Source organism: Streptomyces sp. 2323.1 (assembly GCF_900221035.1).
Taxonomy (GTDB): Bacteria; Actinomycetota; Actinomycetes; order Streptomycetales; family Streptomycetaceae; genus Streptomyces; species Streptomyces sioyaensis.
In genome coordinates this window covers 5984640-6007881 of the sequence record NZ_LT907981.1, presented here as the reverse complement: position 1 = coordinate 6007881, position 23242 = coordinate 5984640, and the positions used below count along the sequence as shown (strand labels likewise).

General features: G+C 72.2%; 18 protein-coding genes. 4 read left to right on the top strand and 14 right to left on the bottom strand.

Going from position 1 to position 23242, the window contains the following annotated elements; genetic code table 11:
- Window positions 1-5: 5 nt before the first annotated feature.
- The 11 genes from ftsZ to rsmH all read right to left on the bottom strand — a co-directional run bounded on the left by ftsZ (window position 6) and on the right by rsmH (window position 14248).
- Window positions 6-1232 carry a cell division protein FtsZ gene (ftsZ, locus tag CPH93_RS25860; RefSeq protein WP_096214217.1) on the bottom strand — a complete coding sequence of 409 codons (1227 nt, stop codon included), beginning with the start codon at window positions 1230-1232 and terminating at the stop codon, window positions 6-8.
- A 281-nt stretch (window positions 1233-1513) separates the two neighbouring features.
- Window positions 1514-2329 carry a cell division protein FtsQ/DivIB gene (locus CPH93_RS25855; RefSeq protein ID WP_173909886.1) on the bottom strand — a complete coding sequence of 272 codons (816 nt, stop codon included), beginning with the start codon at window positions 2327-2329 and terminating at the stop codon, window positions 1514-1516.
- A gap of 23 nt (window positions 2330-2352) precedes the next feature.
- Window positions 2353-3444 carry an undecaprenyldiphospho-muramoylpentapeptide beta-N-acetylglucosaminyltransferase gene (murG, locus tag CPH93_RS25850; protein ID WP_093482732.1) on the bottom strand — a complete coding sequence of 364 codons (1092 nt, stop codon included), beginning with the start codon at window positions 3442-3444 and terminating at the stop codon, window positions 2353-2355.
- 6 nt (window positions 3445-3450) lie between these two features.
- Window positions 3451-4800, bottom strand: coding sequence for a putative lipid II flippase FtsW (ftsW, locus tag CPH93_RS25845; RefSeq protein WP_096214215.1), 1350 nt, complete (start codon window positions 4798-4800; stop codon window positions 3451-3453).
- 58 nt (window positions 4801-4858) lie between these two features.
- Window positions 4859-6337, bottom strand: coding sequence for a UDP-N-acetylmuramoyl-L-alanine--D-glutamate ligase (gene murD / locus CPH93_RS25840; protein WP_093482734.1), 1479 nt, complete (start codon window positions 6335-6337; stop codon window positions 4859-4861).
- Window positions 6334-7398: a phospho-N-acetylmuramoyl-pentapeptide-transferase gene (gene mraY, locus CPH93_RS25835; protein WP_006606150.1), complete on the bottom strand. Its 1065-nt coding sequence runs from the start codon at window positions 7396-7398 to the stop codon at window positions 6334-6336. The genes murD and mraY overlap by 4 nt, the downstream gene beginning before the upstream one ends.
- Before the next feature lie 5 nt (window positions 7399-7403).
- A complete protein-coding gene (locus CPH93_RS25830) occupies window positions 7404-8852 on the bottom strand; it encodes a UDP-N-acetylmuramoyl-tripeptide--D-alanyl-D-alanine ligase (protein WP_093482735.1) in 1449 nt (482 codons plus the stop codon).
- A gap of 62 nt (window positions 8853-8914) precedes the next feature.
- Complete coding sequence (locus CPH93_RS25825) at window positions 8915-10678, bottom strand: UDP-N-acetylmuramoyl-L-alanyl-D-glutamate--2,6-diaminopimelate ligase (RefSeq protein ID WP_443031405.1); 1764 nt, start codon at window positions 10676-10678, stop codon at window positions 8915-8917.
- Window positions 10679-10696: 18 nt separating this feature from the next.
- Entirely contained in the window at window positions 10697-12709 is a 2013-nt protein-coding gene (locus CPH93_RS25820) for a peptidoglycan D,D-transpeptidase FtsI family protein (RefSeq protein ID WP_107470893.1), read from the bottom strand.
- A gap of 7 nt (window positions 12710-12716) precedes the next feature.
- Entirely contained in the window at window positions 12717-13283 is a 567-nt protein-coding gene (locus CPH93_RS25815) for an FtsB family cell division protein (protein ID WP_093482736.1), read from the bottom strand.
- The gene (rsmH, locus tag CPH93_RS25810) at window positions 13280-14248 is read right to left on the bottom strand and encodes a 16S rRNA (cytosine(1402)-N(4))-methyltransferase RsmH (RefSeq protein WP_096215597.1); all 969 of its coding nucleotides are present in this window, start codon (window positions 14246-14248) and stop codon (window positions 13280-13282) included. The genes CPH93_RS25815 and rsmH overlap by 4 nt, the downstream gene beginning before the upstream one ends.
- A 516-nt stretch (window positions 14249-14764) precedes the next feature.
- On the opposite strand from rsmH, the gene CPH93_RS25805 reads away from it, so the two are divergent.
- The 4 genes from CPH93_RS25805 to CPH93_RS25790 all read left to right on the top strand — a co-directional run bounded on the left by CPH93_RS25805 (window position 14765) and on the right by CPH93_RS25790 (window position 20545).
- Window positions 14765-15325, top strand: coding sequence for a beta-class carbonic anhydrase (locus tag CPH93_RS25805; RefSeq protein WP_096214214.1), 561 nt, complete (start codon window positions 14765-14767; stop codon window positions 15323-15325).
- Between the two features lie 279 nt (window positions 15326-15604).
- The gene (locus CPH93_RS25800; RefSeq protein ID WP_093482738.1) at window positions 15605-16624 is read left to right on the top strand and encodes an AAA family ATPase; all 1020 of its coding nucleotides are present in this window, start codon (window positions 15605-15607) and stop codon (window positions 16622-16624) included.
- Entirely contained in the window at window positions 16624-18006 is a 1383-nt protein-coding gene (locus CPH93_RS25795; RefSeq protein WP_096214213.1) for a DUF58 domain-containing protein, read from the top strand. Before CPH93_RS25800 ends, CPH93_RS25795 begins: the two co-directional genes overlap by 1 nt.
- A gap of 112 nt (window positions 18007-18118) precedes the next feature.
- On the top strand, window positions 18119-20545 hold the full coding sequence (locus CPH93_RS25790) for a transglutaminase family protein (protein WP_096214212.1): 2427 nt from the start codon (window positions 18119-18121) through the stop codon (window positions 20543-20545).
- A 521-nt stretch (window positions 20546-21066) separates the two neighbouring features.
- On the opposite strand, the gene CPH93_RS25785 is transcribed toward CPH93_RS25790, so the two are convergent.
- From CPH93_RS25785 to CPH93_RS25775, 3 genes are all read right to left on the bottom strand, one after another.
- Window positions 21067-21477, bottom strand: a complete 411-nt coding sequence (locus CPH93_RS25785; RefSeq protein WP_093482741.1) for a DUF3040 domain-containing protein — start codon at window positions 21475-21477, stop codon at window positions 21067-21069.
- Between the two features lie 258 nt (window positions 21478-21735).
- Window positions 21736-22491, bottom strand: a complete 756-nt coding sequence (locus CPH93_RS25780; RefSeq protein WP_006606139.1) for a methyltransferase — start codon at window positions 22489-22491, stop codon at window positions 21736-21738.
- A gap of 197 nt (window positions 22492-22688) precedes the next feature.
- The gene (locus tag CPH93_RS25775; protein ID WP_093482742.1) at window positions 22689-23174 is read right to left on the bottom strand and encodes an SAV_6107 family HEPN domain-containing protein; all 486 of its coding nucleotides are present in this window, start codon (window positions 23172-23174) and stop codon (window positions 22689-22691) included.
- Window positions 23175-23242: the final 68 nt, after the last annotated feature.

Sequence of the window (23242 nt, the reverse complement as noted above, 5' to 3'; positions counted from 1 at the left end):
TTCGGTCACTTCAGGAAGTCGGGGACGTCCAGTTCCTCGGCCGCGGAGTCCGAGTACGGACGGGCCGGGGGAACCTGCGGGGCGCTCGCCGGGGACGAGGAGACCTCACCCAGCGAGGAGGACTCGGCCGGGGCCGGCTCCTCGTCGCGTACGGGCACCGAACCCAGTCCGCCGAAGGACGACGAACGCGGCTCGGGCGGAGCGACCGGACGGCTCGGGGCCGGGGCGGGCTCCTCGCGCTTCGCGGTGGACGCGGCGGACTGCGAATCGCGGCGGGCCGGCGGCTGACCGCCGTCGAAGCCCGCGGCGATGACCGTGACCCGGACCTCGTCGCCCAGCGCGTCGTCGATGACCGCACCGAAGATGATGTTGGCTTCCGGGTGTGCCGCCTCGCTGACCAGCTGCGCGGCCTCGTTGATCTCGAAGAGACCGAGGTCGGAGCCGCCGGAGATGGAGAGCAGCACGCCGCGGGCGCCGTCGATGGACGCCTCCAGGAGCGGCGAGGAGATCGCCATCTCCGCGGCGGCCACCGCGCGGTCGTCGCCGCGCGCCGAGCCGATGCCCATGAGGGCGGACCCGGCCTCGGACATCACGGACTTGACGTCGGCGAAGTCGAGGTTGATCAGGCCCGGGGTGGTGATCAGATCGGTGATGCCCTGCACACCCGACAGCAGCACCTGGTCCGCGGACTTGAACGCGTCGAGCACGCTCACCTGACGGTCCGAGATGGACAGCAGCCGGTCATTGGGGATCACGATGAGGGTGTCGACCTCTTCGCGCAGCTGGGCGATGCCGTCCTCGGCCTGGTTGGCGCGACGGCGGCCCTCGAAGGTGAACGGGCGGGTGACCACACCGATCGTCAGGGCGCCCAGCGAGCGCGCGATGTTGGCGACGACGGGTGCGCCGCCGGTGCCGGTGCCGCCGCCCTCTCCCGCGGTCACGAAGACCATGTCGGCCCCCTTGAGGACCTCCTCGATCTCCTCGCGGTGGTCCTCGGCCGCCTTGCGACCCACATCCGGGTTGGCGCCGGCGCCGAGCCCGCGCGTCATTTCGCGGCCGACGTCGAGCTTGACGTCGGCGTCGCTCATCAGCAGCGCCTGCGCATCGGTGTTGATCGCGATGAACTCGACGCCCTTGAGCCCGACCTCGATCATCCGGTTGATGGCGTTCACGCCACCGCCGCCGATGCCGACGACCTTGATGACTGCGAGGTAGTTCTGCGGTGCTGCCACGTCGAAGGCCTCTCGCCTCGAGTTACGTGTCGTCGCCGCACTGCGTGTGGACGCCGACTGATGCCGATGGGACGGTTCGTAGTGCCGACCCGAACCCTAACGTTGAAGTTTAGGGTTACCTGTACCTGTGTTCCTTGGTTCCATAGTCCCTTTGGAACGAGACACTAAGTCGACAAGGCGCGCACGTTCAACGAACACGCCGAACCTCCCGTTTTTCTTTTCACCCTATGTGATCACCCATAGTCGTAGCCATCCAGGGTGCTGGCCTGCGGCTACGGACGTCAACTCCCGGATACGGCAGGGGCGCTGGGGACCGACACATCGAAGTGGCGCGCGTCACGCGCGGCTTTCACCAGCGCGGCCAGCACCTTTGCCTTTTCGGCGCCCTGTTCGCGGCTACCCCAGGCGACGGTGCGGCCGTCCGCCAGTTCGAGGGAGATGGCGTCATAGGACCGGACCCGGACCTTCCGGAGGTCCTTGCGCAGCGCCACGGGAAGATCCTGGGCGACCTCGACCGCGGAGCGTCGCAACCGGTCGGTTCCGAACTGATGCAGACTCGGAGAGTCGGATGCGATCATTTCCAGAAGCGGAACACCCTTGGGGGCCGCCCTCACGGTGGCGAACCGGACGCCCTCGGCGTCCACTTCGACAAACTTTCCGCCCGATCTCATCAGCAGTTCCGGCATTCTTTCGGTCACATTCAGACCGATTGTGTTCGGCCAGGACCGCTCGACGTCCACGGTCTTGATGCGCGGCAGCCGGGCGCGCAGCCGGCGGGCCAGCGCCTCGGTGTCCACGGAGGCCAGTGGGGCGTTCATCGGGGCATGCGCCGCGGCGACGACCTCATCCGGCGTCAGCACCTCGGTGCCGGTGGCCTTGACGCGTTCCACCCGCAGCCAGTTCGAGGCGTAGAGCACCCAGGCGCCGAACGCGCCGAGCAGCACCACACCGACCAGAATGATGATCAGACTACGGCGGCCCGGCGCGCGAACGGGAAGGCGCACCCACCGGAATCTTCCCCCCGGGGGCGCCTCGGCGGAGGGCGGGCCGGACGGTGACTTCTGCTCGCCCCGACGGGCGGTTGCCGGTCCGGCCACGCTCCCCTGCCTTCTCTCGTGCGCTACTTGTTGTGCTGCGCGATCGCCTCGTACACCATGCCGACCAACAGCTCGTCGGCGTCCCGGCGGCCGAACTCGGAGGCCGCGCGTGACATCTCGTACAGCCGGTGCGGATCGGCCAGGACCGGGAGCACATTGCTCTGCACCCAGTCCGAGGTCAGCTGGGCGTCGTCGACCAGCACACCTCCGCCGGCGTTGACCAGCGGCTGGGCGTTGAGCCGCTGCTCGCCGTTGCCGATGGGCAACGGGACGAACGCGGCCGGGAGCCCGACGGCGGACAACTCGGCGACGGTCATCGCGCCCGCGCGGCAGAGCATCATGTCGGCCGCGGCGTACGCGAGATCCATCCGGTCCACGTACGGTACCGGGACATAGGGGGGCATCCCGGGCATGTTGTCCGCATGCGGCAGTTCGTTCTTCGGGCCGACCGCGTGCAGGACCTGGATACCGGCGCGCTGCAGGGCCGGCACGGTGGCCTGGATGACCTCGTTGAGCCGGCGGGCGCCCTGGGAACCGCCGGACACCAGCAGCGTCGGGAGGTTGGGGTCGAGGCCGAAGGCGGCCCGCGCCTCGGGGCGGACCGCGGCACGGTCCAGGGTCGCGATGGTGCGGCGCAGCGGGATGCCGACGTAGCGGGCCCCGCGCAGCTTGCTGTCAGGGGTGCTGACGGCGACGAACTTGGCGTACCGCGAGCCGATCTTGTTGGCCAGACCGGGCCGGGCGTTGGCCTCGTGGACGATGATCGGCACCCCGAGCCGCTTGGCGGCCAGATATCCGGGCAGCGCCACATAGCCGCCGAAGCCGACGACGCAGTCGGCCTTGGTGCGCTCCAGGATCTGCTCGGCGGCCTTGATCGTGCCGCGCAGCCGCCCGGGGACGGTGATCAGTTCCGGCGTGGGCTTGCGTGGCAGCGGGACAGCGGGGATCAGCCCCAGCTCATAGCCGCGCTCCGGGACGAGCCGGGTCTCCAGGCCCTTCTCCGTGCCGAGTGCCGTGATCCCCACGGTGGGGTCCTGCCTCCGCAGTGCGTCCGCGAGGGCGAGCGCGGGCTCGATGTGGCCGGCGGTCCCCCCACCGGCGAGTACGACATGCACCGAAATTCACCGCTCTCCGGACGGTCGCTTCTTGACGCGCCGTCTCATCGTCTTCCATCTCACCCCAGCCGCTCTTCTGCCGAAGACCGGCTTCCGCTTCGACCGGGCCGTCAAGGCCGCCCGTGCAGCGGGCTCGTCACGCGCGAAGGCGATCAGCAGCCCGATGGCGAACATCGTCGGCAGCAGGGCGGAGCCTCCGTAGGAGAACAGCGGGAGCGGGACACCGGCGATCGGCAACAGGCCGAGCACCGCACCGATGTTGATCACGGCCTGGGCCGTGATCCAGGTGGTCACACCTCCCGCGGCGTACCGTACGAAGGGGTCCTCCGTGCGTCCGGCCACGCGGATACCCGCATAGCCTAGAGCCGCGAAGAGGGCGAGCACCGACAGCGTCCCCGCCAGACCCAGTTCCTCCCCGGTGATGGCGAAGATGAAGTCGGTGTGCGGTTCAGGGAGTTCTCCCCATTTTTCCATACTTGCGCCGAGGCCGGAACCGAAGAATCCGCCGGACGCCAGGGCATAGATGCCGTGCACGGCCTGCCAGCACTGGTCCCCGGGCCCCGGATCGGTCGCTCCGATGCAGGCCAGCCGGGACATCCGGTTGGCGCTGGTCTTGATCAGCAGCGCCCCGATCAGCGTGGCGGCGCCCAGCACCCCCACGAACAGCCTGGTCGGCGCACCGGCCAGCCACAGCAGCCCGAAAAGGATCGCCGTGAGAATGATCGCGGTGCCCATGTCGCCGCCGAGCATGATCAGCCCGAGCAGCAGAAAGGCCACCGGGATCAGCGGCACCAGCAGGTGCTTCCACTGCACCAGCAGCTTCTTGTCCTGTTTGCGGGCCAGCAGATCGGCGCCCCACAGCACCAGCGCGAGCTTGCCGAACTCGCTCGGCTGCATCTGGAACGGGCCGCCGAGGTTGATCCAGTTCTGGTTGCCGTTGACCGCGACCCCTATCCCGGGGATCTGCACCAGGCACATCAGGAAGACCGAGCCGGCCAGCAGCGGATAGGCCAGCCCGCGGTGCAGCCGTACCGGCATCCGGGAGGCGGCCATCAGCAGCCCGCCGCCGAGGACCGCGGCGAGCAGCTGCTTGCGGAAGAAGTACGCCGGGGCCAGGCCGGACTGCAGCGCCTTGATCTGGGACGCCGAGTAGACCATCACCAGGCCCAGGACGGTGATCAGCAGGCTGCCGCCGAGGATCAGGTAGTACGCGGTCAGCGGACGGTCCCAGGCGCGCCGCACCCTGACCAGGAAGCCCCGGGGGCCACCGGGGACGCGGCCGCCGCGCGGCCCCCGCACCATGGCGGGCCGGCGCGGCGGACGCGGCAGGGCCGCCTTCGGCGATCGGGCCGTCATCCTCGTCCCCTCCACAGGTACGCGCCGACCGGTCCCGGCGGCGGCGGGGAGAAACGGTCTAGTGATCCCGTGCGGTCAGCTCGCCGACCGCGGCGGCGAAGGCCTCGCCCCGCTTGTTGTAATTGACGAACATGTCCATCGAGGCACAGGCCGGGGCCAGCAGGACGGTGTCGCCCGGCTCGGCCAAACGGGTCGCTTCCCGGACCGCCTCGGACATCGCCCCAGTGTCTGTCCGGTCGAGGTCGACCACCGGGACATCGGGGGCGTGTCGCACCAGGGCTTCGCGAATCAGCGCCCGATCGGCGCCGATCAGCACCACGCCGCGCAGCCGGGCCGCGGACTTCTGCACCAGCTCGTCGAAGGTCGCGCCCTTGGCGAGGCCGCCGGCGATCCACACGATGTGCTCGTACGCCGCCAACGACGCCTCGGTGGCGTGGGTGTTGGTGGCCTTGGAGTCGTCGATGTACGTGACGCCGTCGACGTCCGCGACGTGCTGGATGCGGTGTGCCTCCGGGTGGAAGGCGCGCAGTCCGTCGCGTACGGCGGCGGGCCGGACGCCGAAGGCACGGGCCAGCGCCGCCGCCGCGAGGGCGTTGGCGATGTTGTGCGGGGCGGGGGTGCCGGAACCGGGCGCGATGTCGGCGACCTCGGCGAGCTCCTGGGCCTGCTGCTGCCGGTTCTCCACGAAGGCGCGGTCGACGAGGAGGCCCTCGACGACGCCGAGTTGGGAGGGGCCGGGGGTGCCGAGGGTGAAGCCGATGGCGCGGCAGCCCTCCTCGACGTCGGCCTCGCGCACCAGGTCCTCGGTCGCCTTGTCGGCCGCGTTGTAGACGCAGGCGACGGTGTTGCCCTCGTAGATCCGGCCCTTGTCGGCGGCGTAGGCCTCCATGGAGCCGTGCCAGTCGAGGTGGTCGGGGGCGAGGTTGAGTACCACGGCGGAGTGCGCGCGCAGCGACGGCGCCCAGTGCAGCTGGTAGCTGGAGAGCTCCACGGCGAGCACGTCGTAGGGGCGCGCACCGTCCTTGCCCTGGCCGAGGACGACATCGATGATCGGGGTGCCGATGTTGCCGACGGCGGTGGTGTGCAGGCCCTCGGCGGCCAGGATCGAGGCCAGCATCCGCACGGTGGTGGTCTTGCCGTTGGTGCCGGTGACCGCGAGCCAGGCGGCGGGCGGCTGCCCCGCGACGGTCTCGCGCAGCCGCCAGGCGATCTCCACGTCACCGACCACGTCCACCCCGGCCGCGGCGGCCGCCGTGAACAGCGGGCTGTCCGGCTTCCAGCCGGGCGAGGTCACGACGAGGTCGGTGCCCTCGGGAAAGGTCTCGCCGTCGCCGAGGCGGACGGTGATCCCCGCGGCCTCCAGCTCCTGCGCGGCCGCCCGCTGCTTCTCCCCGTCGCCACCGTCCACGACGGTGACGTGGGCGCCGAGGCCGGCCAGCGCGCGGGCGGCACTGATGCCGCTCACGCCCAGGCCGGCCACGGTGATGTGCTGACCGGCGAACTCCGCGGGAGTGCCGGTCGGACCGTGGGTGGTCACTTCGCTGCCTGCCAACCGCCGTAGAAGATGCCGAGTCCGACGATGACGCACATGCCCTGAATAATCCAGAATCTGACCACCACAAGCACTTCCGACCACCCCTTGAGCTCGAAGTGGTGCTGGAGTGGCGCCATCCGGAAGACCCGCTTACCGGTCAGCCGGAACGAGCCGACCTGGATGACCACGGACATGGTGATCAGGACGAAGAGGCCGCCGAGGATGGCCAGCAGCAGCTCCGTACGGGAGCAGATGGCCAGACCGGCCAGCGCGCCGCCCAGGGCCAGCGAGCCGGTGTCCCCCATGAAGATCTTGGCGGGTGAGGTGTTCCACCACAGGAAGCCGAAGCAGGCACCCATCAGGGCCGAGGCGACGACCGCGAGGTCGAGTGGGTCGCGGACCTCGTAACAGCCCGGCCCCGCGGTGATCTGGTTGGCGCAGGACTCCTGGTGCTGCCAGATGCCGATGAAGGTGTACGCGCCGAAGACCATCACCGAGGCGCCGGTGGCCAGGCCGTCGAGGCCGTCGGTGAGGTTCACGCCGTTGGACATCGCCAGGATCATGAACAGCGCCCAGATCACGAAGATCACCGGGCCGATCTGCCAGCCGAAGTCCTGGGTGAAGGACAGCCGGTCCGAGGCCGGGGTCTGTCCGCGCAGGTCGGCGAATTGCAGCGAGAGCACCGCGAAGGCGATGCCGACGATCAGCTGGCCGGCCATCTTGGCCTTGGCCCGCAGGCCCAGCGACCGCTGCTTGACGATCTTGATGTAGTCGTCGAGGAAGCCGACCAGGCCCATGCCCGCCATCAGGAACAGCACCAGCACACCGGAGAAGGTGGGGTCGCTGCTCGTGATGACCTTGGTCAGCACGTAGGCGATGATCGTGGCCAGGATGAAGGCGATACCACCCATGGTGGGCGTACCGCGCTTGCTGTGGTGGTCGCGCGGGCCGTCATCGCGGATGAACTGCCCGTAGCCCTTTTTGGCCAGCAGCTTGATCAGCAGCGGGGTGCCGATCAGGGTCAGGAAGAGCCCGATCGTTCCGGAGAAGAGGATCTGCTTCATCGAGTTCATCGGGATGCGGCTCCACCCTCGGCGCCGGCGCCCGCAGCGCCGCCGTTGTCCAGCAATGCTGCGGCGACCCGCTCCAGCCCCACCGACCTGGACGCCTTCACCAGCACGACATCTCCCGGCCGCAGCTCGCTGCGCAACAGGTCGACCGCCGCCCGCGCGTCGGACACGTGCACCGACTCCTCACCCCACGAACCCTCGTTCTTGGCGCCCATGTCGAGCCACGCCGCTTCCGCGCCGCCGACCGCCACGAGCTTGCTGACGTTGAGTCGGACGACCAGCCGCCCGACCGCGTCGTGTTCGGCGAGTGACTCCTCGCCGAGCTCGGCCATCTCACCGAGCACCGCCCACGTGCGCCCGCCCTTCGCCTTGGCGGCTGCGCCCATGGCGACCAGCGCTCGCAGCGCCGCTCGCATGGACTCGGGGTTCGCGTTGTAGGCGTCGTTGACGACCGTCACGCCGTCCGCGCGCTCGGTGACCTCCATACGCCAGCGGGAGAGCGTGCCGGCTTCGGAGAGCGCGGAGGCGATCTCGTCCACGGGCATGCCCAACTCATGGGCTACGGCGGCCGCGGCGAGCGCGTTCGACACGTGGTGCTCACCGTACAGCCGCATGGTCACATCACTGCACCCGGAGGGTGTGTGAAGCGTGAATGCAGGCTGTCCCAGCTCCGTGAGACGGACATTCTCGGCACGTACGGCGGCGTCCGCGGCCTCACCGAACAGGACCGTACGGGCCGTTGTGCGCACCGCCATGGCACGGACGTACGGATCATCGGCGTTGAGCACCGCGATCCCGCCCTCCGCCGCGGACGGCAGCGCCTCGACGAGTTCGCCCTTCGCCGCGGCGATCTGCTCGCGGCCGCCGAACTCGCCGATGTGCGCGGAGCCGACGTTGAGCACCAGACCGACCCTCGGCGGGGTCAGTCCGGCGAGGTAGCGGATGTGGCCGACGCCGCGGGCGCCCATCTCCAGGACGAGGTGACGGGTCGTCTCATCGGCGCGCAGCGCGGTCAGCGGCAGCCCGATCTCGTTGTTGAGGTTGCCCTCGGGCCAGACGGTCGGGCCGTGCCGCTGCAACAGCTGGGCGAGCAGGTCCTTGGTGCTGGTCTTGCCGGCCGAGCCGGTCAGCCCGACGACGGTGGTGCCGAGCCGCTCGACAACGGCGCGGGCGAGCGCGCCGAGCGCGGCGGTGACGTCGTCGACGACGATCGCGGGGACGCCGACGGGGCGGGCGGCCAGGACGGCCACCGCGCCCGCCTCGACGGCGCCCCGGGCGAAGTCATGGCCGTCGACGCGTTCCCCGGCGAAGGCCACGAACAGGGCGCCGGGGCCCACCGCACGGGAGTCGGCCACGACCGGTCCGGTCACCCGGCGGCCGTCGTCCGGTATGTCGTACTGCTGCCCGCCGACGATGCTCGCGATCTCGGCGAGCGACAGGGAGATCACAGGTCACCCCCGTCGAGGGGCGGGCGGTGACGGTAAGCGGATTGTGCGCACATGGAGGTGTGTCATCCCTGGTGGTTCGGCTGCGGTGACTGCTGCGACTGCTGTGGCTTCAACGAGTCCTCGATGGCACCGCGCAGCACCTGGCGGTCGTCGAAGGGGCGTACCACTCCGGCGATGTCCTGGCCCTGCTCATGGCCCTTGCCCGCGACGATCACGGTGTCGCCGGGCTCGGCGCGCGCGACGGCGGCGGCGATGGCGGCGGCCCGCTCCTCCTCGACCAGCACCGTGCCGCGTTCGTGGATCGGCACCTCGGCGGCGCCCGCGAGCATGGTGGCGAGGATCGAGAGCGGGTCCTCGTTACGGGGGTTGTCGGAGGTCAGGACGGCCGTGTCGGCGAGCCGGGCCACCGCGGCGCCCATCGGGCCGCGCTTGTGCGGGTCGCGGTCGCCGCCGCAGCCGAGCACGGCGTGCAGCTTGCCGTCGGTGACCTTGCGCAGCGCGCGCAGAACCGATTCGACGGCGTCCGTCTTGTGGGCGTAGTCGACGACCGCCAGATACGGCTGGCCGGCGTCGATGCGCTCCAGACGGCCGGGGACGCCGGGCACCGCGGCCACGCCGTCGGCCGCGGTCTGCGGGTCGATGCCGGCGACGACCAGCGAGACGATCGCGGCGAGCGCGTTGGCGACGTTGAAGGGGCCGGCGATCGGGGAGGCGGCGCGCACGGTCACGCCGTCCGGGCCGTGCACGGTGAAGGTCGAGCCGAGGGTGCCGACCTCGACGTCCGCGGCGCGCCAGTCGGCGTCCGGGTGGCCCTCCGCGGAGAAGGTGGTGACCGGGACCTCGGACTCGCCCTCGGCCAGGCGCTTGCCGTACTCGTCGTCGAGGTTGACCACGCCGGCGCGGCTGCGGGCCTTGGTGAACAGCTGAGCCTTGGCCTGGAAGTAGTCCTCCATGCCGGAGTGGAACTCCATGTGCTCCGGGCTGAGGTTGTTGAAGATCGCGACGTCGAAGACGCAGCCGTCGACCCGGCCGAGGACCAGGGCGTGGCTGGAGACCTCCATCGCGACCGCGCGGACCCCGCGCTCGCGCATCACGGCGAACAGCGCCTGCAGGTCGGTGGCCTCTGGGGTGGTGCGCTCGGACTTGATCCGCTCGTCGCCGATGCGGGTCTCGACGGTGCCGATCAAGCCGGTCAGCCCGCCGTCGGGGCGCCGGGCCGCGGCGGCCCGCAGCCCGCCCTCGATGAGGTAGGCGGTGGTGGTCTTGCCGGAGGTGCCGGTGATGCCGATCTGGAGGAGGTCCTCGCCCGGCGTTCCGTAGATCGAGACGGCCAGCGCGCCCATCCGCGCGCGCGGGTTCTCGACGGCGAGGACCGGCAGGCCGGTCGCGGCGGCGCGCTCGGCGCCCGACGGGTCGGTCAGGATCGCCGCGGCACCGAGGTCGGCGGCCTGGGCGACGAAGTCGGCGCCGTGCAGACGGGCGCCGGGCAGCGCGGCGTAGACATCGCCGGGGCGGACCGCCCGGGAGTCGTGGGTGATGCCGGTGACCATGACATCGGCATGGCCGGCGGCGGGGGCCGGGCATCCCAGCTGCTCGGCGAGGTCCGCCAGGGGGGTGGGGCGGACCCGGTCAGGGCGGGGTGCGCCCGGATAGGTGCCGGGACCGCCCTTCTCGGCGTGCTGGGCTTTCGGGGACTGATCAGCGTGTGACACGGCGGTGAGCGTACCGGGCACAGTGGGCCCGGGGCGAAGTGAGGGCGGTGGTGGGGCGCAGCTTCCGGGGATGGGGGTGCCGTCCGGGGTGCCGTCGGGGGTGATGGTCGTCACGGCGGAATTGCCTCGATTTCATTGGCCTGGCGTGAAGGTGACCGGCAGCCGCGGGGGCTTGGCTCCGGTCGGAGGTACCTGGAGGGTCTTCAGCGCGAACGCCATGACCTGCTGGTAGATCGGGCCGCAGACCTGACCGCCGAAATAGCTGCCCGCGGTGGGGTTCTGTACGGCGCAGTAAACCGTGAGGCGGGGCTTGTCGGCGGGGGCGAAGCCGGCGAAGGACGCGGTGTAGCCGTGGTAGCGGCCGGTCCGGGGGTCCACCCGGTTGGAGGTGCCGGTCTTGCCGCCGACCCGGTAGCCGTCGATCTTCGCCTTCGCTCCGGTGCCCTCCTCGTCGTCGACCACCGATTCGAGCATGGTCGCGAGCGTGGTGGCGGTCTTCCGGCTGACCACCCGGTTCTTGGCGGGCCGGGGCGCCGGTACGAACTTTCCGTCGGGGCCGGTGGTGCCGCGGACCAGGGAGGGGGCGATGCGCTCGCCGCCGTTGGCGATCGTGGAGTAGACGGAGGCGGCCTGGACGGCGTTGAGCGACAGCCCCTGGCCGAACGGGATGGTGAACTGCTGCGAGGTGTTCCACTTCTGCGGCTTGGCCAGGATGCCGTCGGTCTCCCCGGGGAAGCCGAGCCCGGTCGGCTTCCCGATCCCGAATCTGCGCAGATACGAGTAGAGGACCCGGTTGGCCTCCGGCTGGGTCCTGCCGAGCTGGCCGGCCGCGAGGATCGTGCCGATGTTGCTGGATTTGGCGAGCACGCCGTTGAGCGTCAGGTGCCAGGTGGCGTGGTCGACGTCGTCCGCGAACAGCCGGTCGCCGCGGTGCAGCCGGTTGGGCACGGTGACCCGGGTGGAGGGGGTGGCGACGCCCTCCTCCAGGACAGCGGCCAGCGACATCAGCTTGCTGGTGGAGCCCGGCTCGAAGGCGTCGGACAGCGCGGCGTTGCCCAGCGCCTCCGGCTCGGCCTTCGCGATGTCGTTGGGGTCGAAGCCGGGCGCATTGGCGAGCGCCAGGATCTCGCCGGTGCGGCTGTCCTGGACGACGACATAGCCGCGGTCGGCCCGGGAGCGGGCGACCTGCTCGGTGATGGCCTTCTGGGCCGCCCACTGGATGTCCCGGTCGAGGGTCAGCTCGACGTCGCTGCCGGGGACGGCGGGGTGTTCCTGGGTGTCGCCGGTGGGCACCCGGCGGCCGCCGGACTGGGCGTAGACGAGCTTGCCGTCCTTGCCCGCCAGCGGCTTGTCCAGGCGCGCCTCCAGGCCGCCCCCGCCCTTGCCGTTGCTGCCCACGAAGCCGAGGACGCCCGAGGCGAGGTCCTTGTTCGGGTAGAGGCGCCGGCTGTGTTTGTCGGCGAAGATCCCGACCAGGACGTCGGGGCGGGGGGCGCGCTTGGGGGCGGCGGCCGCCCTGGCGTCGAGGCGTGCGCGCAGGTCCTTGATCTTCTTCCAGACCTGCGGGCTCTGCTGCCGGGCGAGCAGCACATAGCGCGCCTTCGGCTGGTCGAGCTTCCGGGCGAGGGCGGCCTTGTCCTGGCCGAGGATCGGGGCGAGCAGCGCGGCGGCCCGCTGCGGCGCATCGCCGACCTTGGTCTTGTCGGGCGCCAGCAGGCTGGGGTCGGCGGTGATGTCGTACGCGTCGACGGTGGTGGCCAGGTCCACGCCGTTGCGGTCGGTGATAGCCCCGCGCTCGGCGGCCAGCTTGACCGGTACATAGCGGTTCTCGTTGGCCTTGGCGGCGTACGCCGAGGCATCGACGGCCTGTACCTGGAAGAGCCGTACGACGAAGATCAGCATGATCAGCGTCAGCCCGAGGGCGACCAGCCGCAGCCGGGGGCGCGGGCTGCCGAGGCGGAGCGCCGGCTGCCCGGGGCGGGGGCGGGCGGCGGGGCGCCGGGCCGCGGGCCGCGGGGCGCCCGGCTTCGGGCCCGGCCGGGGCCCGGGGCTCCGGCCGGCGGACGGCCGGCCGGCGCGGCCGGATCCCTGGCCGCCGCGCTGGGCGGGGCGCGGCACCCGGCGGGGGTCCCTGGGCTCGGTCATGCCGCGGTCACCTGCCGGCGGTCGTCGGGGAGGGAGCGGCCGCGGTGCCGCCGGACGGGGCGCGCAAGGCGGCGGCCGAGGGGGCCGGTACGCCGTCCGGTCCCAGCACCCCGGCGGCGGCCGCGAGCGGCGCCGCGGACGGGCCGGTGCGGCCGGCCGCCGGCGAGGGCTCGGCGGAGCTGCTCAGCGGCGCCCCCGTCGACGTGGCCTTGCTCGGCCGGCCGCGGACCGTGCCGTCCGGGAGCAGGAACGCCGGGGTGCCGCCCGGCACCATCCCCAGCCGCCGGGCGCGCCGCTCCAGCGCGTCCGGGGCGGAGTAGGCGTCCACGTCCTGCTGCAGGGCCTGCTGCTCGTCCGTCAGCTCGTCGGTCTTCTTCTCCAGCTTGCTGAGCTCGAACGAGCCTTGGTTGAGGGCGGAGTTGAGCAGCAGCAGGGTGATCAGGCCGGAGCCGAGCAGGACGACGATCAGGAACACGAAGGGCGTGCGCGCCGCCGTGCCCCGTCCGCCGGCCCCGGAGGGGAGCAGCGCGGCGAGGCGGTACTGCCTGCCGCGCGGCCTCCCCTGGCCTTTCATGCGTTGTCCTCGACATGCTCGCGGATGCGCTCCGCGCCGCGCAGCCGGGCGGGGGCGGCCCGGCGGTTCTCGGCGATCTCCTCCTCCGTGGGGAGCTCGGCGCCGCGGGTCAGTAGCTTGAGCCGGGGCTGGTAGCGCTCGGGGACGACCGGCAGCCCGGGCGGCGCCGTATTGGCGGCTCCGGCCGCGAAGACCTGCTTGACCAGCCGGTCCTCCAGCGAGTGGTAGGAGAGCACGGCGATCCGGCCGCCCACCGCGAGCGCCTTCACGGCCGCCGGAACGGCTCGCTCCACGCTCTGCAGCTCCCCGTTGACCTCGATGCGCAGCGCCTGGAACGTGCGCTTGGCGGGGTTGCCACCGGTGCGCTTGGCGGCCTGCGGCAGCGCGTCCCGGATCAGCTCGACCAGCCGCGCGCTGGTGGTGAACGGCTCCTTGGCGCGCTCGCGCACGACGGCCTCGACGATCCGCTTGGCCTGCTTCTCCTCTCCGTAGGAGCGCAGGATCCGGACCAGCTCACCGGGCGCGTAGGTGTTGAGGACCTCCGCGGCGCTGATGCCGGTCGTCTGGTCCATCCGCATGTCGAGCGGGGCGTCCTGCGCATACGCGAAGCCGCGGTCGGCCTCGTCGAGCTGCATGGAGGAGACACCGAGGTCGAAGAGCACACCCTGGACGCGCGGGGTCCCGAGCCGGTCGAGGACCTCGGGGAGCTCGTCGTAGACGGCGTGCACCAAGGTGGCGCGCTCGCCGTACGGGGCGAGCCGCTCGCCCGCGAGCTTCAGGGCGGACGGGTCGCGGTCGAGGGCGATGAGCCGGGCCGCCGGGAAGGTGGCGAGCAGCGCCTCGCTGTGCCCGCCGAGGCCGAGCGTGCAGTCGACGACGACCGCACCGGGCTCGGCGAGCGCGGGGGCGAGCATGTCCAGGCACCGCTGGAGCATGACGGGTACGTGACGGGTGCTGCTGTTCATACGGCGGCCCCGCCGCGCCCGGCCCGCCTGCCCGCGCAGAGCGCGCACTTCTTCCTGGTTCGCTCGCTACGCTCGCTCATGTGCCTTCCGATGGGCTGGGCGGCAGGTGGGTCCCCCGGCCGCTGGCTGGGGGATGCCGCACGTACCGCTTGGTCCCCGCCCGCTCTGAAGGGGAAGTGGCCCTCCGGCGACGGGGAAGTGACGTCGGAAGACCATGGGAGCGGGAGGAGGCCGAGCCGTACGTACGATGCGCGCACGCGAGGAATCCGGTATCCAAGGAGAGCGTCACGCCTCCCACTTCGCGCCACTTTAGTCCACCGGCTGCCCCGGTCAATCAACCGGTTCCGCGCGTCCTGCGACGGCTTTGCCGCGGCCATTCCCGCCGGCTTCCCCGGGGCCGCTCACCCGGACGGCGGGTACGGACGGCCCTGTGGGTTACCTCACAAGGAGTGATGTCGCCCCCTATGCCCGACCTCTCATGCGGCCGGACGAGCCGGTGCCTATTACGGTGATTCCATGTCCATACCTGCATCGCAGCCGCTGCCCCCGTCCTCCGACAGCGCCGCCGACGGTGCCGCCGGCACCGTCACCGACAGTCTCGTCGAGGCGAATCGGCGCTATGCCGCGTCGTTCACCGACCCCGGGATGGACGCCCGGCCGGTCCGCAAGGTCGCCGTCGTCTCCTGCATGGACGCCCGGATCGACCTGCACCGTGCCCTCGGCCTGAAGCTCGGCGACTGCCACACCATCCGCAATGCCGGCGGGGTGGTCACCGACGACATCATCCGGTCCCTGACGATCAGCCAGCGGGCGCTCGGTACCCGTTCGGTCGTCCTCATCCACCACACCAACTGCGGTCTGCTCAGCCTGACCGAGGACTTCCGCCACGACCTGGCGGCCGAGGTCGGACAGCGTCCCACCTGGGCGGTCGAGGCGTTCAAGGACCTCGACGAGGACGTGCGGCAGTCGATGCAGCGGGTCCGCACCTCGCCCTTCCTTCTGCACACCGACGACGTCCGCGGCTTCGTCTTCGATGTGACGACGGGCCTGCTGCGGGAGATCGATCCGCGGGACTGACGTGCCGGGCCGGGCCGGCTGGTCCGGCCCGGCCTGCCGATTCCGCCGATTCTGCCGGGGCGGGGGGGCCGTACCGGAAGGGCGGGTTCGCCCGGAAAGCCGGGAAAGCCGCGAGATAACCTTGTGAGTTATCCACAGGTCATGACGCGAAGCCGCGCGGGCGGCAAGAATGCGTACGTGACGTCGTCCCGGCCGTGGCCGGGCGCGATGCGCGCTTTCGGGGTGGGCCGGGTCCGCAGAGGGGGCACCTGCCCGTGGTTCGGGGCCGAGGAGGGCCGAGTGACGACGTATGACGAACGAGCGAGCCTCAGCGATCTGACCACCACCGCGGAGCGGGTCCGCCGGTCGGTGGAGAGCGTGATCGAGGGCAAGCCGGAGGTCGTACGGCTCGCACTGACCGTGCTCCTGGCCGAGGGACATCTGCTCATCGAGGACGTGCCCGGCGTCGGCAAGACCATGCTCGCCAAGGCGCTGGCCCGCTCCGTCGACTGCTCGGTGCGGCGCATCCAGTTCACCCCGGACCTGCTGCCCTCCGACATCACCGGCGTCAGCATCTTCGACCAGCAGCAACGGGACTTCGAGTTCAAGCCCGGCGCGATCTTCTCCCAGATCGTGATCGGCGACGAGATCAACCGCGCCTCGCCCAAGACCCAGTCGGCGCTCCTGGAGTCCATGGAGGAGCACCAGGTCACGATGGACGGGCAGACCTACGAGCTGCCCAGCCCGTTCATGGTGATCGCCACCCAGAACCCGGTCGAGATGGAGGGCACCTACCCCCTCCCCGAGGCCCAGCGGGACCGCTTCATGGCGCGGGTGTCGATCGGCTATCCCAGCCCGGCGGCCGAGCTGCAGATGCTGGACGTACACGGCGGCGCCTCGCCCCTCGACGACCTCCAGCCGGTCGCGCACGCCCACGAGATCGTGAAGCTGACCGAAGCGGTGCGCGAGGTCCATGTCGCCGAAACGGTGCGCCGATACACCGTGGATCTGGTCACGGCCACCCGCAGCCACCCCGAGTTGCGGCTCGGCGCCTCACCGCGCGCCACCCTGCATCTGCTGCGCGCCGCCAAGGCCGGTGCCGCGCTCCTGGGGCGCGAGTACGCCCTCCCGGACGACGTCCAGTCGCTGGCGGTGCCGGTGCTCACCCACCGGCTGCTGCCCACCGCCCAGGCCCAGTTGAACCGCCGTACGGCCGAACAGATCGTCCGGGAGATCCTGCAGCGCGTCCCGGTCCCCGAACCGTCCGTGCAGCCATGGCGCACACCCGGTCAGCGACCGCCCGGCGTACGGGGGTTGTGATGTCCGAGGGGGGAAGCGGGGGGCCGCCGGACCGCGACGGACTGCGGGCGGCCCTCTCGGGGCTGACGACACGCGGCAGATCGTTCCTGGCCGCCGGGGTGGCCGCCGCGGTGTGCTCCTTCCTCCTCGGACAGCCGGATCTGCTGCGGGTCGGTCTGCTGCTCGCCGCGCTGCCCCTGGTGTGCGTCCTGGTCCTGCACCGCACCCGCTACCGGGTCGCGGGCAGCCGCACGCTCTCCCCGGCCCGGGTGCCCGCGGCCGCCGAATCCCGGGTCCGGCTGCGGATGGAGAACGTCTCCCGGCTGCCGACGGGGGTGCTGATGCTCCAGGACCGCGTGCCGTACGTCCTCGGGCCCCGGCCGCGTTTCGTCCTGGACCGGGTCGAGGCCGGCGGCCGCCGTGAGGTCTCCTACCGCGTCCGCTCCGACCTGCGCGGACGCTATCCGCTGGGCCCGCTGCAGCTGCGCCTTTCCGACCCGTTCGGGATGTGCGAGCTGACCCGCTCGTTCAGCACCTGCGACACCCTCACGGTGGTGCCGCGGGTCGAGCCGCTGCCGCCGGTACGCCTGACGGGCGAGGCCGCCGGCTACGGCGAAGGACGGCAGCGTTCGCTGGCACTGGCCGGGGAGGACGATGTCATTCCGCGCGGCTACCGGCACGGCGACGATCTGCGCCGGGTCCACTGGCGCTCCACCGCGCGCTACGGCGAGCTGATGGTCCGCAGGGAGGAGCAGCCGCAGAAGGCACGCTGCACGATCCTGCTCGACACCCGCGAGACGGCCCACCCGGGCTCGGGTCCCGACTCGGCCTTCGAATGGGCGGTGACGGGCGCGGCGTCGAGTGCGCTCCATCTGCTGGAACGCGGCTTCTCGGTGCGGCTGCTGACCGACACCGGCACCTCGGTCCCGGGCCCCGACGGCGCCGGCGGCTTCGGGGGCGGCACGGAATCGGCCGATGCCGCGGGCCTGGTGCTGGACACCCTCGCCGTCGTGGAACAGTCCGAGGAGGAGGGCCTGTCGGCGGCGTACGACGTACTGCGCGGCAGCAACGAAGGACTGCTGGTCGCCTTCTTCGGCGACCTGGACGAGCAGCAGGCGGCGGTGGCCGGGCGGATGCGGCAGCGCTGCGGCGCGGCCGTCGCGTTCGTCCTGGACGGCGACGCCTTCACCCGCCGCCCCGGCGGCATCAGATTCTCCCCCGGCCAGGTCCCGGTGGCCGACCGGCTGCGGCTGCTGCGGCAGGCGGGCTGGACGGCGCTGCCGGTGACCCCCGGGGACGCGCTCGCCGACCTGTGGCGTGCGGGGGCCGGGCCGCAGCGCCCGGCGGAGGCGGACGCGGCGGAGGCGGACGCGGCGGAGACGGTGGCAGGGGGCCGGCCATGAACGGGTGCCCGAACCCTGCGCGGGAGCGGCGGCCGGGGCCGCCCCGCCTTGGTGGGAGCAGCGGTCGGCGCGGGCGGTGCCCGGCCGGCCCGGAGCGAAGGGGGGCACACGCATGAGCGGCCGGGCGCGGCTGGCGCTGTGTGCGGCGGTGGCCACCCTGTGTGCCGCCGGCGCGCTGCTGCCGCTGGTGGAGCCGATCGACTGGCTGATCCAGGCGGCCTTCCTGCTGGCCGTCGTGACCGGCGCGGGCGCGGCGGCCCGCCGGGCCCCCCTCGCCGGGCCGCTGGTCATCGGCGTACAGGCCCTGGTCGCCGTGCTGCTGATGACCCTGTTCTTCGCCCCGGGCGAGGCGATCCTCGGCCTGCTGCCGGGCCCCGACGCCTTCGCGGAATTCGGCCGGCTGCTGCAGGCCGGCCTACGGGACGTCGGCCGCTACGCCATCCCCGCCCCCGTCACCCCCGGCATCCGGCTGCTGCTGATCGCCGGTGTGCTGCTGATCGGCCTGCTCGTGGACGCGCTGGCGGTCACCTACCGCAGCGCCGCGCCCGCCGGGCTGCCGCTGCTGGCGCTCTATTCGGTGGCGGCGGGGCTCTCCCAGGGCGGCGCGGGCCGGCTGCGGTTCCTGATCGCGGCCGCCGGCTATCTGCTGCTTCTGCTGGCCGAGGGCCGAGACCGGCTCTCCCAGTGGGGCCGGGTGTTCGGCGGTCCGGGCCGGCCGGACCGCGCGCGGAGCTTCGCCCTCAGCGGGCCCACGCCGGCCCCGGTCCGTACGGGCCGCAGGATCGGCGCGCTGGTGCTCGGCATCGCGGTGGTGGTACCCGCCCTCCTCCCCTCCCTGGGCGGCGGGCTGTTCGGCGGCTCCGCCAGCGGCGGCGGCCCGGGCAGCGGCGGCGGCACGATCTCCGCGGTCAACCCGCTGGTGTCGCTGCAGGACAGCCTCAACCAGCCCGAGGACAAGGAAGTCCTCAACTACCGCACGACCGCCTCCGACTCCCGGGACATGTATCTGCGGATCGTCGCCCTGGACCAGTTCGACGGCACGACCTGGAAGCCCTCCGAGCGGACCGTCACGGACGTCCCCGAGCAGCTTCCGCGACCGCCCGGCCTCAGCCCCTCGGTCGAGCTCAACCACGTCAACACCTCCATCTCCACCGCCGAGTGGTACGCCCAGAACTGGCTGCCGCTCCCCTACCCGGCGTCCAAGGTGGACATCTCCGGACGCTGGCGCTTCGAGCCCCAGGGCCGCACGCTCGTCGGGGACCGCGGCCAGAACACCCACGGGCTGCAATACCAGGTCGAGAGCCTGCAGGTGCGGCCCACGTCCCGGCAGCTGGCCACCGCCCCGGCGCCGCCCGCCAAGCTGCTGCGCGAGTACACCAAGGTCCCGGGCTCCCTGCCCCCGACCGTCCGCAGCACCGCCCGCCGGGTCACCCACGGCGCACCGACCGCCTACGCCAAGGCCGTCAAGCTCCAGGACTGGTTCGCGCTCAACGGCGGCTTCACCTACAACACGGAGGTCCGGGCCGGCAGCGGATCCGAGGCCATCGCCCGGTTCCTGCGCCAAAAGGAGGGCTTCTGCGTCCACTTCTCGTTCTCGATGGCCGCGATGGCCCGGACGCTGGGCATCCCGGCCCGGGTAGCGGTGGGCTTCACACCAGGCACCAAGCAGCCGGACGGCACGACCTCGGTCGGCCTCAAGGACGCCCACGCCTGGCCAGAGCTGTACTTCCAGGGCGTCGGCTGGACCCGCTTCGAGCCGACCCCGAGCCGAGGCAGCATCCCTGACTACGCCTACCCCGACACCTCGGCCCCGGCCGAGCCCGGCAACCCGGCCCCCGAGCCCTCCCGGCCCGCTGCCCCCTCGGACGGCGGCCCGTCCGCGGACCCGTCCTGCGGCCCGGACGAACAGCGGCAAGGCAGCGGATTGGCCTGCGTCACCCTCCCCGCGGAGTCCGGCGCCCGCCCGCCGGACGGCGGCACGTCCCCCTGGGCGATCGCCGGCATCGTGTCGGCCGCCCTGCTGGTCCTGCTGCTGCCCGCGCTCCCACTGCTGTGGCGGCTGCGCATACGCTCCAGACGGCTGGCGGCCACGGGCGCGGACGGGGACCTCACGGCGGGCACCCTCGCCGCCTGGCGGGAGTTGCTGGACACCGCCTGGGACTTCGGCATCCTGCCGGACGAATCACTGACCCCGCGCAAGGCAGCGGCACGCATCATCAGCATCGGAGAACTGCAACCGGAACCCGCCGCGGCCGCCCACCGAGTTGCGGCAGCGGTCGAACAGGTCCTGTACGCCCCGCAACCGCAGCCGGTGTCCGGCCTCGCCACGGACGTAGAGCAGGTCCGGTCCGGGTTGCAGACCGGCGCCCCCCGTGCTCTACGGCTGCGCGCCCTGCTCGCCCCACGCTCGGCGGCCCGCCTGGGCCGGGCCTGGTCCGCCCGCTGGGCGGCCCTCCTGCTCCGGTGCCGCACCAGCCGCCCGGTCGCCCTGACGCGGCGGACGGTGATGGTTCTACGGCCGGGGCGGCGGCGGGCGTAGCGTCCGCGCTGCCGGAGCACAAAAGTTCCCGACGCGCAGAGTGTGTGCCGCAAGAGTGCTGTGGCTGCCCGATCCTGTCGGGCGGCCACGGCGCGGTGGAGACTTCCGGTGGCGGCGCAGGCGGGGGACGTTGTGCGCCAGCGCCGGAGCCCAGAACCGCCGATCCGCTTAAGGCCGAAGCACCGGTGCAGAGCGGGTTGTCGGCTCACCGGCGGGCGAACCGCGCCTTGCGGGCGGAAAGGTCCGCTCGCCGTCCACGCCCCACTCAGCGCTACCGGCGACCGTTCAGCCTTCACCTGCGTGCTGCGTGCTGCGTGCTGCGTGCTGCGTGCTGCGTGCTGAGGAGGCTTGCGTGGGGAAAGCTGCGCGAAGACGTGACGAACCGCAACTGGACGGAGGGGCGGAAAAGATGGAAGCGGCCCGGAAGGCCGCTTCGGGGGTGGGAAGGAGGGCTTACGTGGGTCGGCACCGGAAGGCTCGGAGAACCCCCGGGAGGCCCGTCGCCGTGTCGACCCGTCGGCTCAGTGGCCCTGTTGTTCGTCCCTGCGGCGCTGCCAGCGGTCCTCGATACGGTTCATCATCGAGCGCCGCTGCCTGGGCCGGCGTACCGGTGCACCTGCGCCGCCTGCGGGACCCGCGCCGGACGGCTGCTGGCCCTGTCGGGGGGCTTTGCGCCAGCCGGTGACTGCCAGCACTGCGCAGCCGAGCATGACGAGGAAGCCCACCACACTGATCCAGATCTGCTGCGCGACCATGCCGGCCATGAGCAGGGCGATACCCACCAGGAAGCCCGCGACCGCTTGGTAGACCCGTCGCCGGGTGTACGTGCGCAGCCCGCTTCCCTCAAGCGCTGTCGCGAACTTGGGATCTTCGGCGTACAGCGCTCGCTCCATTTGCTCGAGCATGCGCTGCTCGTGCTCCGAGAGCGGCACGGAGTCCTCCTACTCGTCGGTCGCGGGGGGCGACCGGGTGCGACCCTTTCAGGATAGGCAGGGAATCGCCCCCGTGAAACCCGCCTCTCGACGCCAGTTCACTGTCCGGGCCGCCGAGGAGACCGGTGGCGATGCTGCCTGCATTCCCCACCCGCCTGTCCGTCATGCCGGAACGTCGTACCCCGATCATACGGGGCGAAGGGGCTGATCGGGTGGTCTGTGGCCGACTGCACGCGGTAGTCGCCCGTGCCGCGTGGGTCAGTCGCGCTCCGCGAGGACGTGCAGCTGGGTGGCCACGGAGTGGAACGCGGGCTGTTCGGCGGCGGCCGCTTCGAGCTTCAGCAGGGCCTCCATGGCGCCCGGCTCGGTGTCGACCAGCACACCGGGGACCAGATCGGCGAAGACCCGTACGCCGTGGACCGCGCCGACCTGCAGACCGGTGGCGGACACCAGGTCGGTGAGCTGGTCGGCGGTGAACCGGCGCGGGACGGGGTCGCCCTCGCCCCAGCGGCCTGCGGGGTCGGTGAGGGCGTGCCGGGCCTCGGTGAAGTGGCCCGCGAGGGCGCGGGCGAGGACGGCGCCGCCCAGACCGGCCGCGAGCAGGCTGAGGGTGCCGGCCGGGCGCAGCGCGTCGACGGCGTTGCGGACGCCCTCGGCCGGGTCGTCGACGTACTCCAGCACGCCGTGGCAGAGCACGGTGTCGTAGCCGCCGCGCTCGACGACGTCGAAGAGGCCGTGGGCGTCGCCCTGGACCGCACGTACCCGGTCGGCGACACCGGCTTCCGCGGCCCGGCGTTCCAGGGCGAAGAGGGCGTTGGGGCTGGGGTCGACGACCGTGACGCGGTGGCCGAGGCGGGCGACCGGCACGGCGAAGTTGCCGGTGCCGCCGCCGGTGTCGAGGACGTCCAGGACATCGCGCCCGGCGGTCTTGACCCGGCGCTCCAGGGCGTCCTTGAGGACCTCCCAGACCACGGCGGTACGAAGGGATGCGCGGGGGCGCAGCGGGTCAGACACGGCGGGTGGCTCCTCGGAGGGGGCATGAACGTCTAGGCGTCCACCACCCTATTCCGTCCGGCGGCGTCCGCCGCCTGCGGAGCGGTCCGTCTTGTGTGCGGCGTGGGGCGGGGCTTCTCTTTCCCTCCCCCCGGGCCCTCCCCCGGGGGCCCTCCCCCTCCCCACCCCACCCCCGCCTCACCTGGCTCGGCCGGCCCCTACCCCGCGCGCTGGGGCGGCAGCGAGGGCTGGACGAGCAGCATCCGCTCCACCAGGCGCAGGAACATCGCGGCGTCCCGCAGAAGATCATCGGCGTCCCGGCGGCCGGCCGCGCCGGCTATACCGGCCTCGGCCTTCGCCCGGCGGTCGGCGCCGGCGGCGAAGAGAGCGCTCCACTCGGTGAGTTCGGGAGCGACCTCGGGGAGGACCTCCCAGGCGCTGCGGATACGCCGCCTGCGGCGCGCGGTGGCCTCGGGCCGGCCGCGGACGGCGAGGACGGCGGCGGCAGTGCGCAACGCGGCCAGATGAGCCGTGGCGAACCGCTCGTTGGGGGTTTCCAGGGTCTGTGCTTCCGCCAGACCCTGCTGGGCCTGGGTGAGCAGATCGAGGGCGGCGGGTGGTGCGGTCGCCCGCCGCAGGACGGGGTGGACATCGCTCGGGGGACCGTACGCAGCGGAGCTGCCCCTGCCGGGACGAGCTGCCATGACGAACCTCCTGTCGTCGCATGCCGGTTCGGGACCGAATGCCGATTCGGGACCGGATGAACCCATCG

Excerpts from the sequence above, each read along its gene's own strand:
- ftsW (WP_096214215.1), bottom strand. The coding sequence starts at position 4,800 with ATGACGGCCCGATCGCCGAAGGCGGCCCTGCCGCGTCCGCCGCGCCGG.
- mraY (WP_006606150.1), bottom strand. The coding sequence starts at position 7,398 with ATGAAGCAGATCCTCTTCTCCGGAACGATCGGGCTCTTCCTGACCCTG.
- CPH93_RS25820 (WP_107470893.1), bottom strand. The coding sequence starts at position 12,709 with ATGACCGAGCCCAGGGACCCCCGCCGGGTGCCGCGCCCCGCCCAGCGC.
- CPH93_RS25815 (WP_093482736.1), bottom strand. The coding sequence starts at position 13,283 with ATGAAAGGCCAGGGGAGGCCGCGCGGCAGGCAGTACCGCCTCGCCGCG.
- rsmH (WP_096215597.1), bottom strand. The coding sequence starts at position 14,248 with ATGAACAGCAGCACCCGTCACGTACCCGTCATGCTCCAGCGGTGCCTG.
- CPH93_RS25805 (WP_096214214.1), top strand. The coding sequence starts at position 14,765 with ATGTCCATACCTGCATCGCAGCCGCTGCCCCCGTCCTCCGACAGCGCC.
- CPH93_RS25795 (WP_096214213.1), top strand. The coding sequence starts at position 16,624 with ATGTCCGAGGGGGGAAGCGGGGGGCCGCCGGACCGCGACGGACTGCGG.
- CPH93_RS25790 (WP_096214212.1), top strand. The coding sequence starts at position 18,119 with ATGAGCGGCCGGGCGCGGCTGGCGCTGTGTGCGGCGGTGGCCACCCTG.
- CPH93_RS25775 (WP_093482742.1), bottom strand. The coding sequence starts at position 23,174 with ATGGCAGCTCGTCCCGGCAGGGGCAGCTCCGCTGCGTACGGTCCCCCG.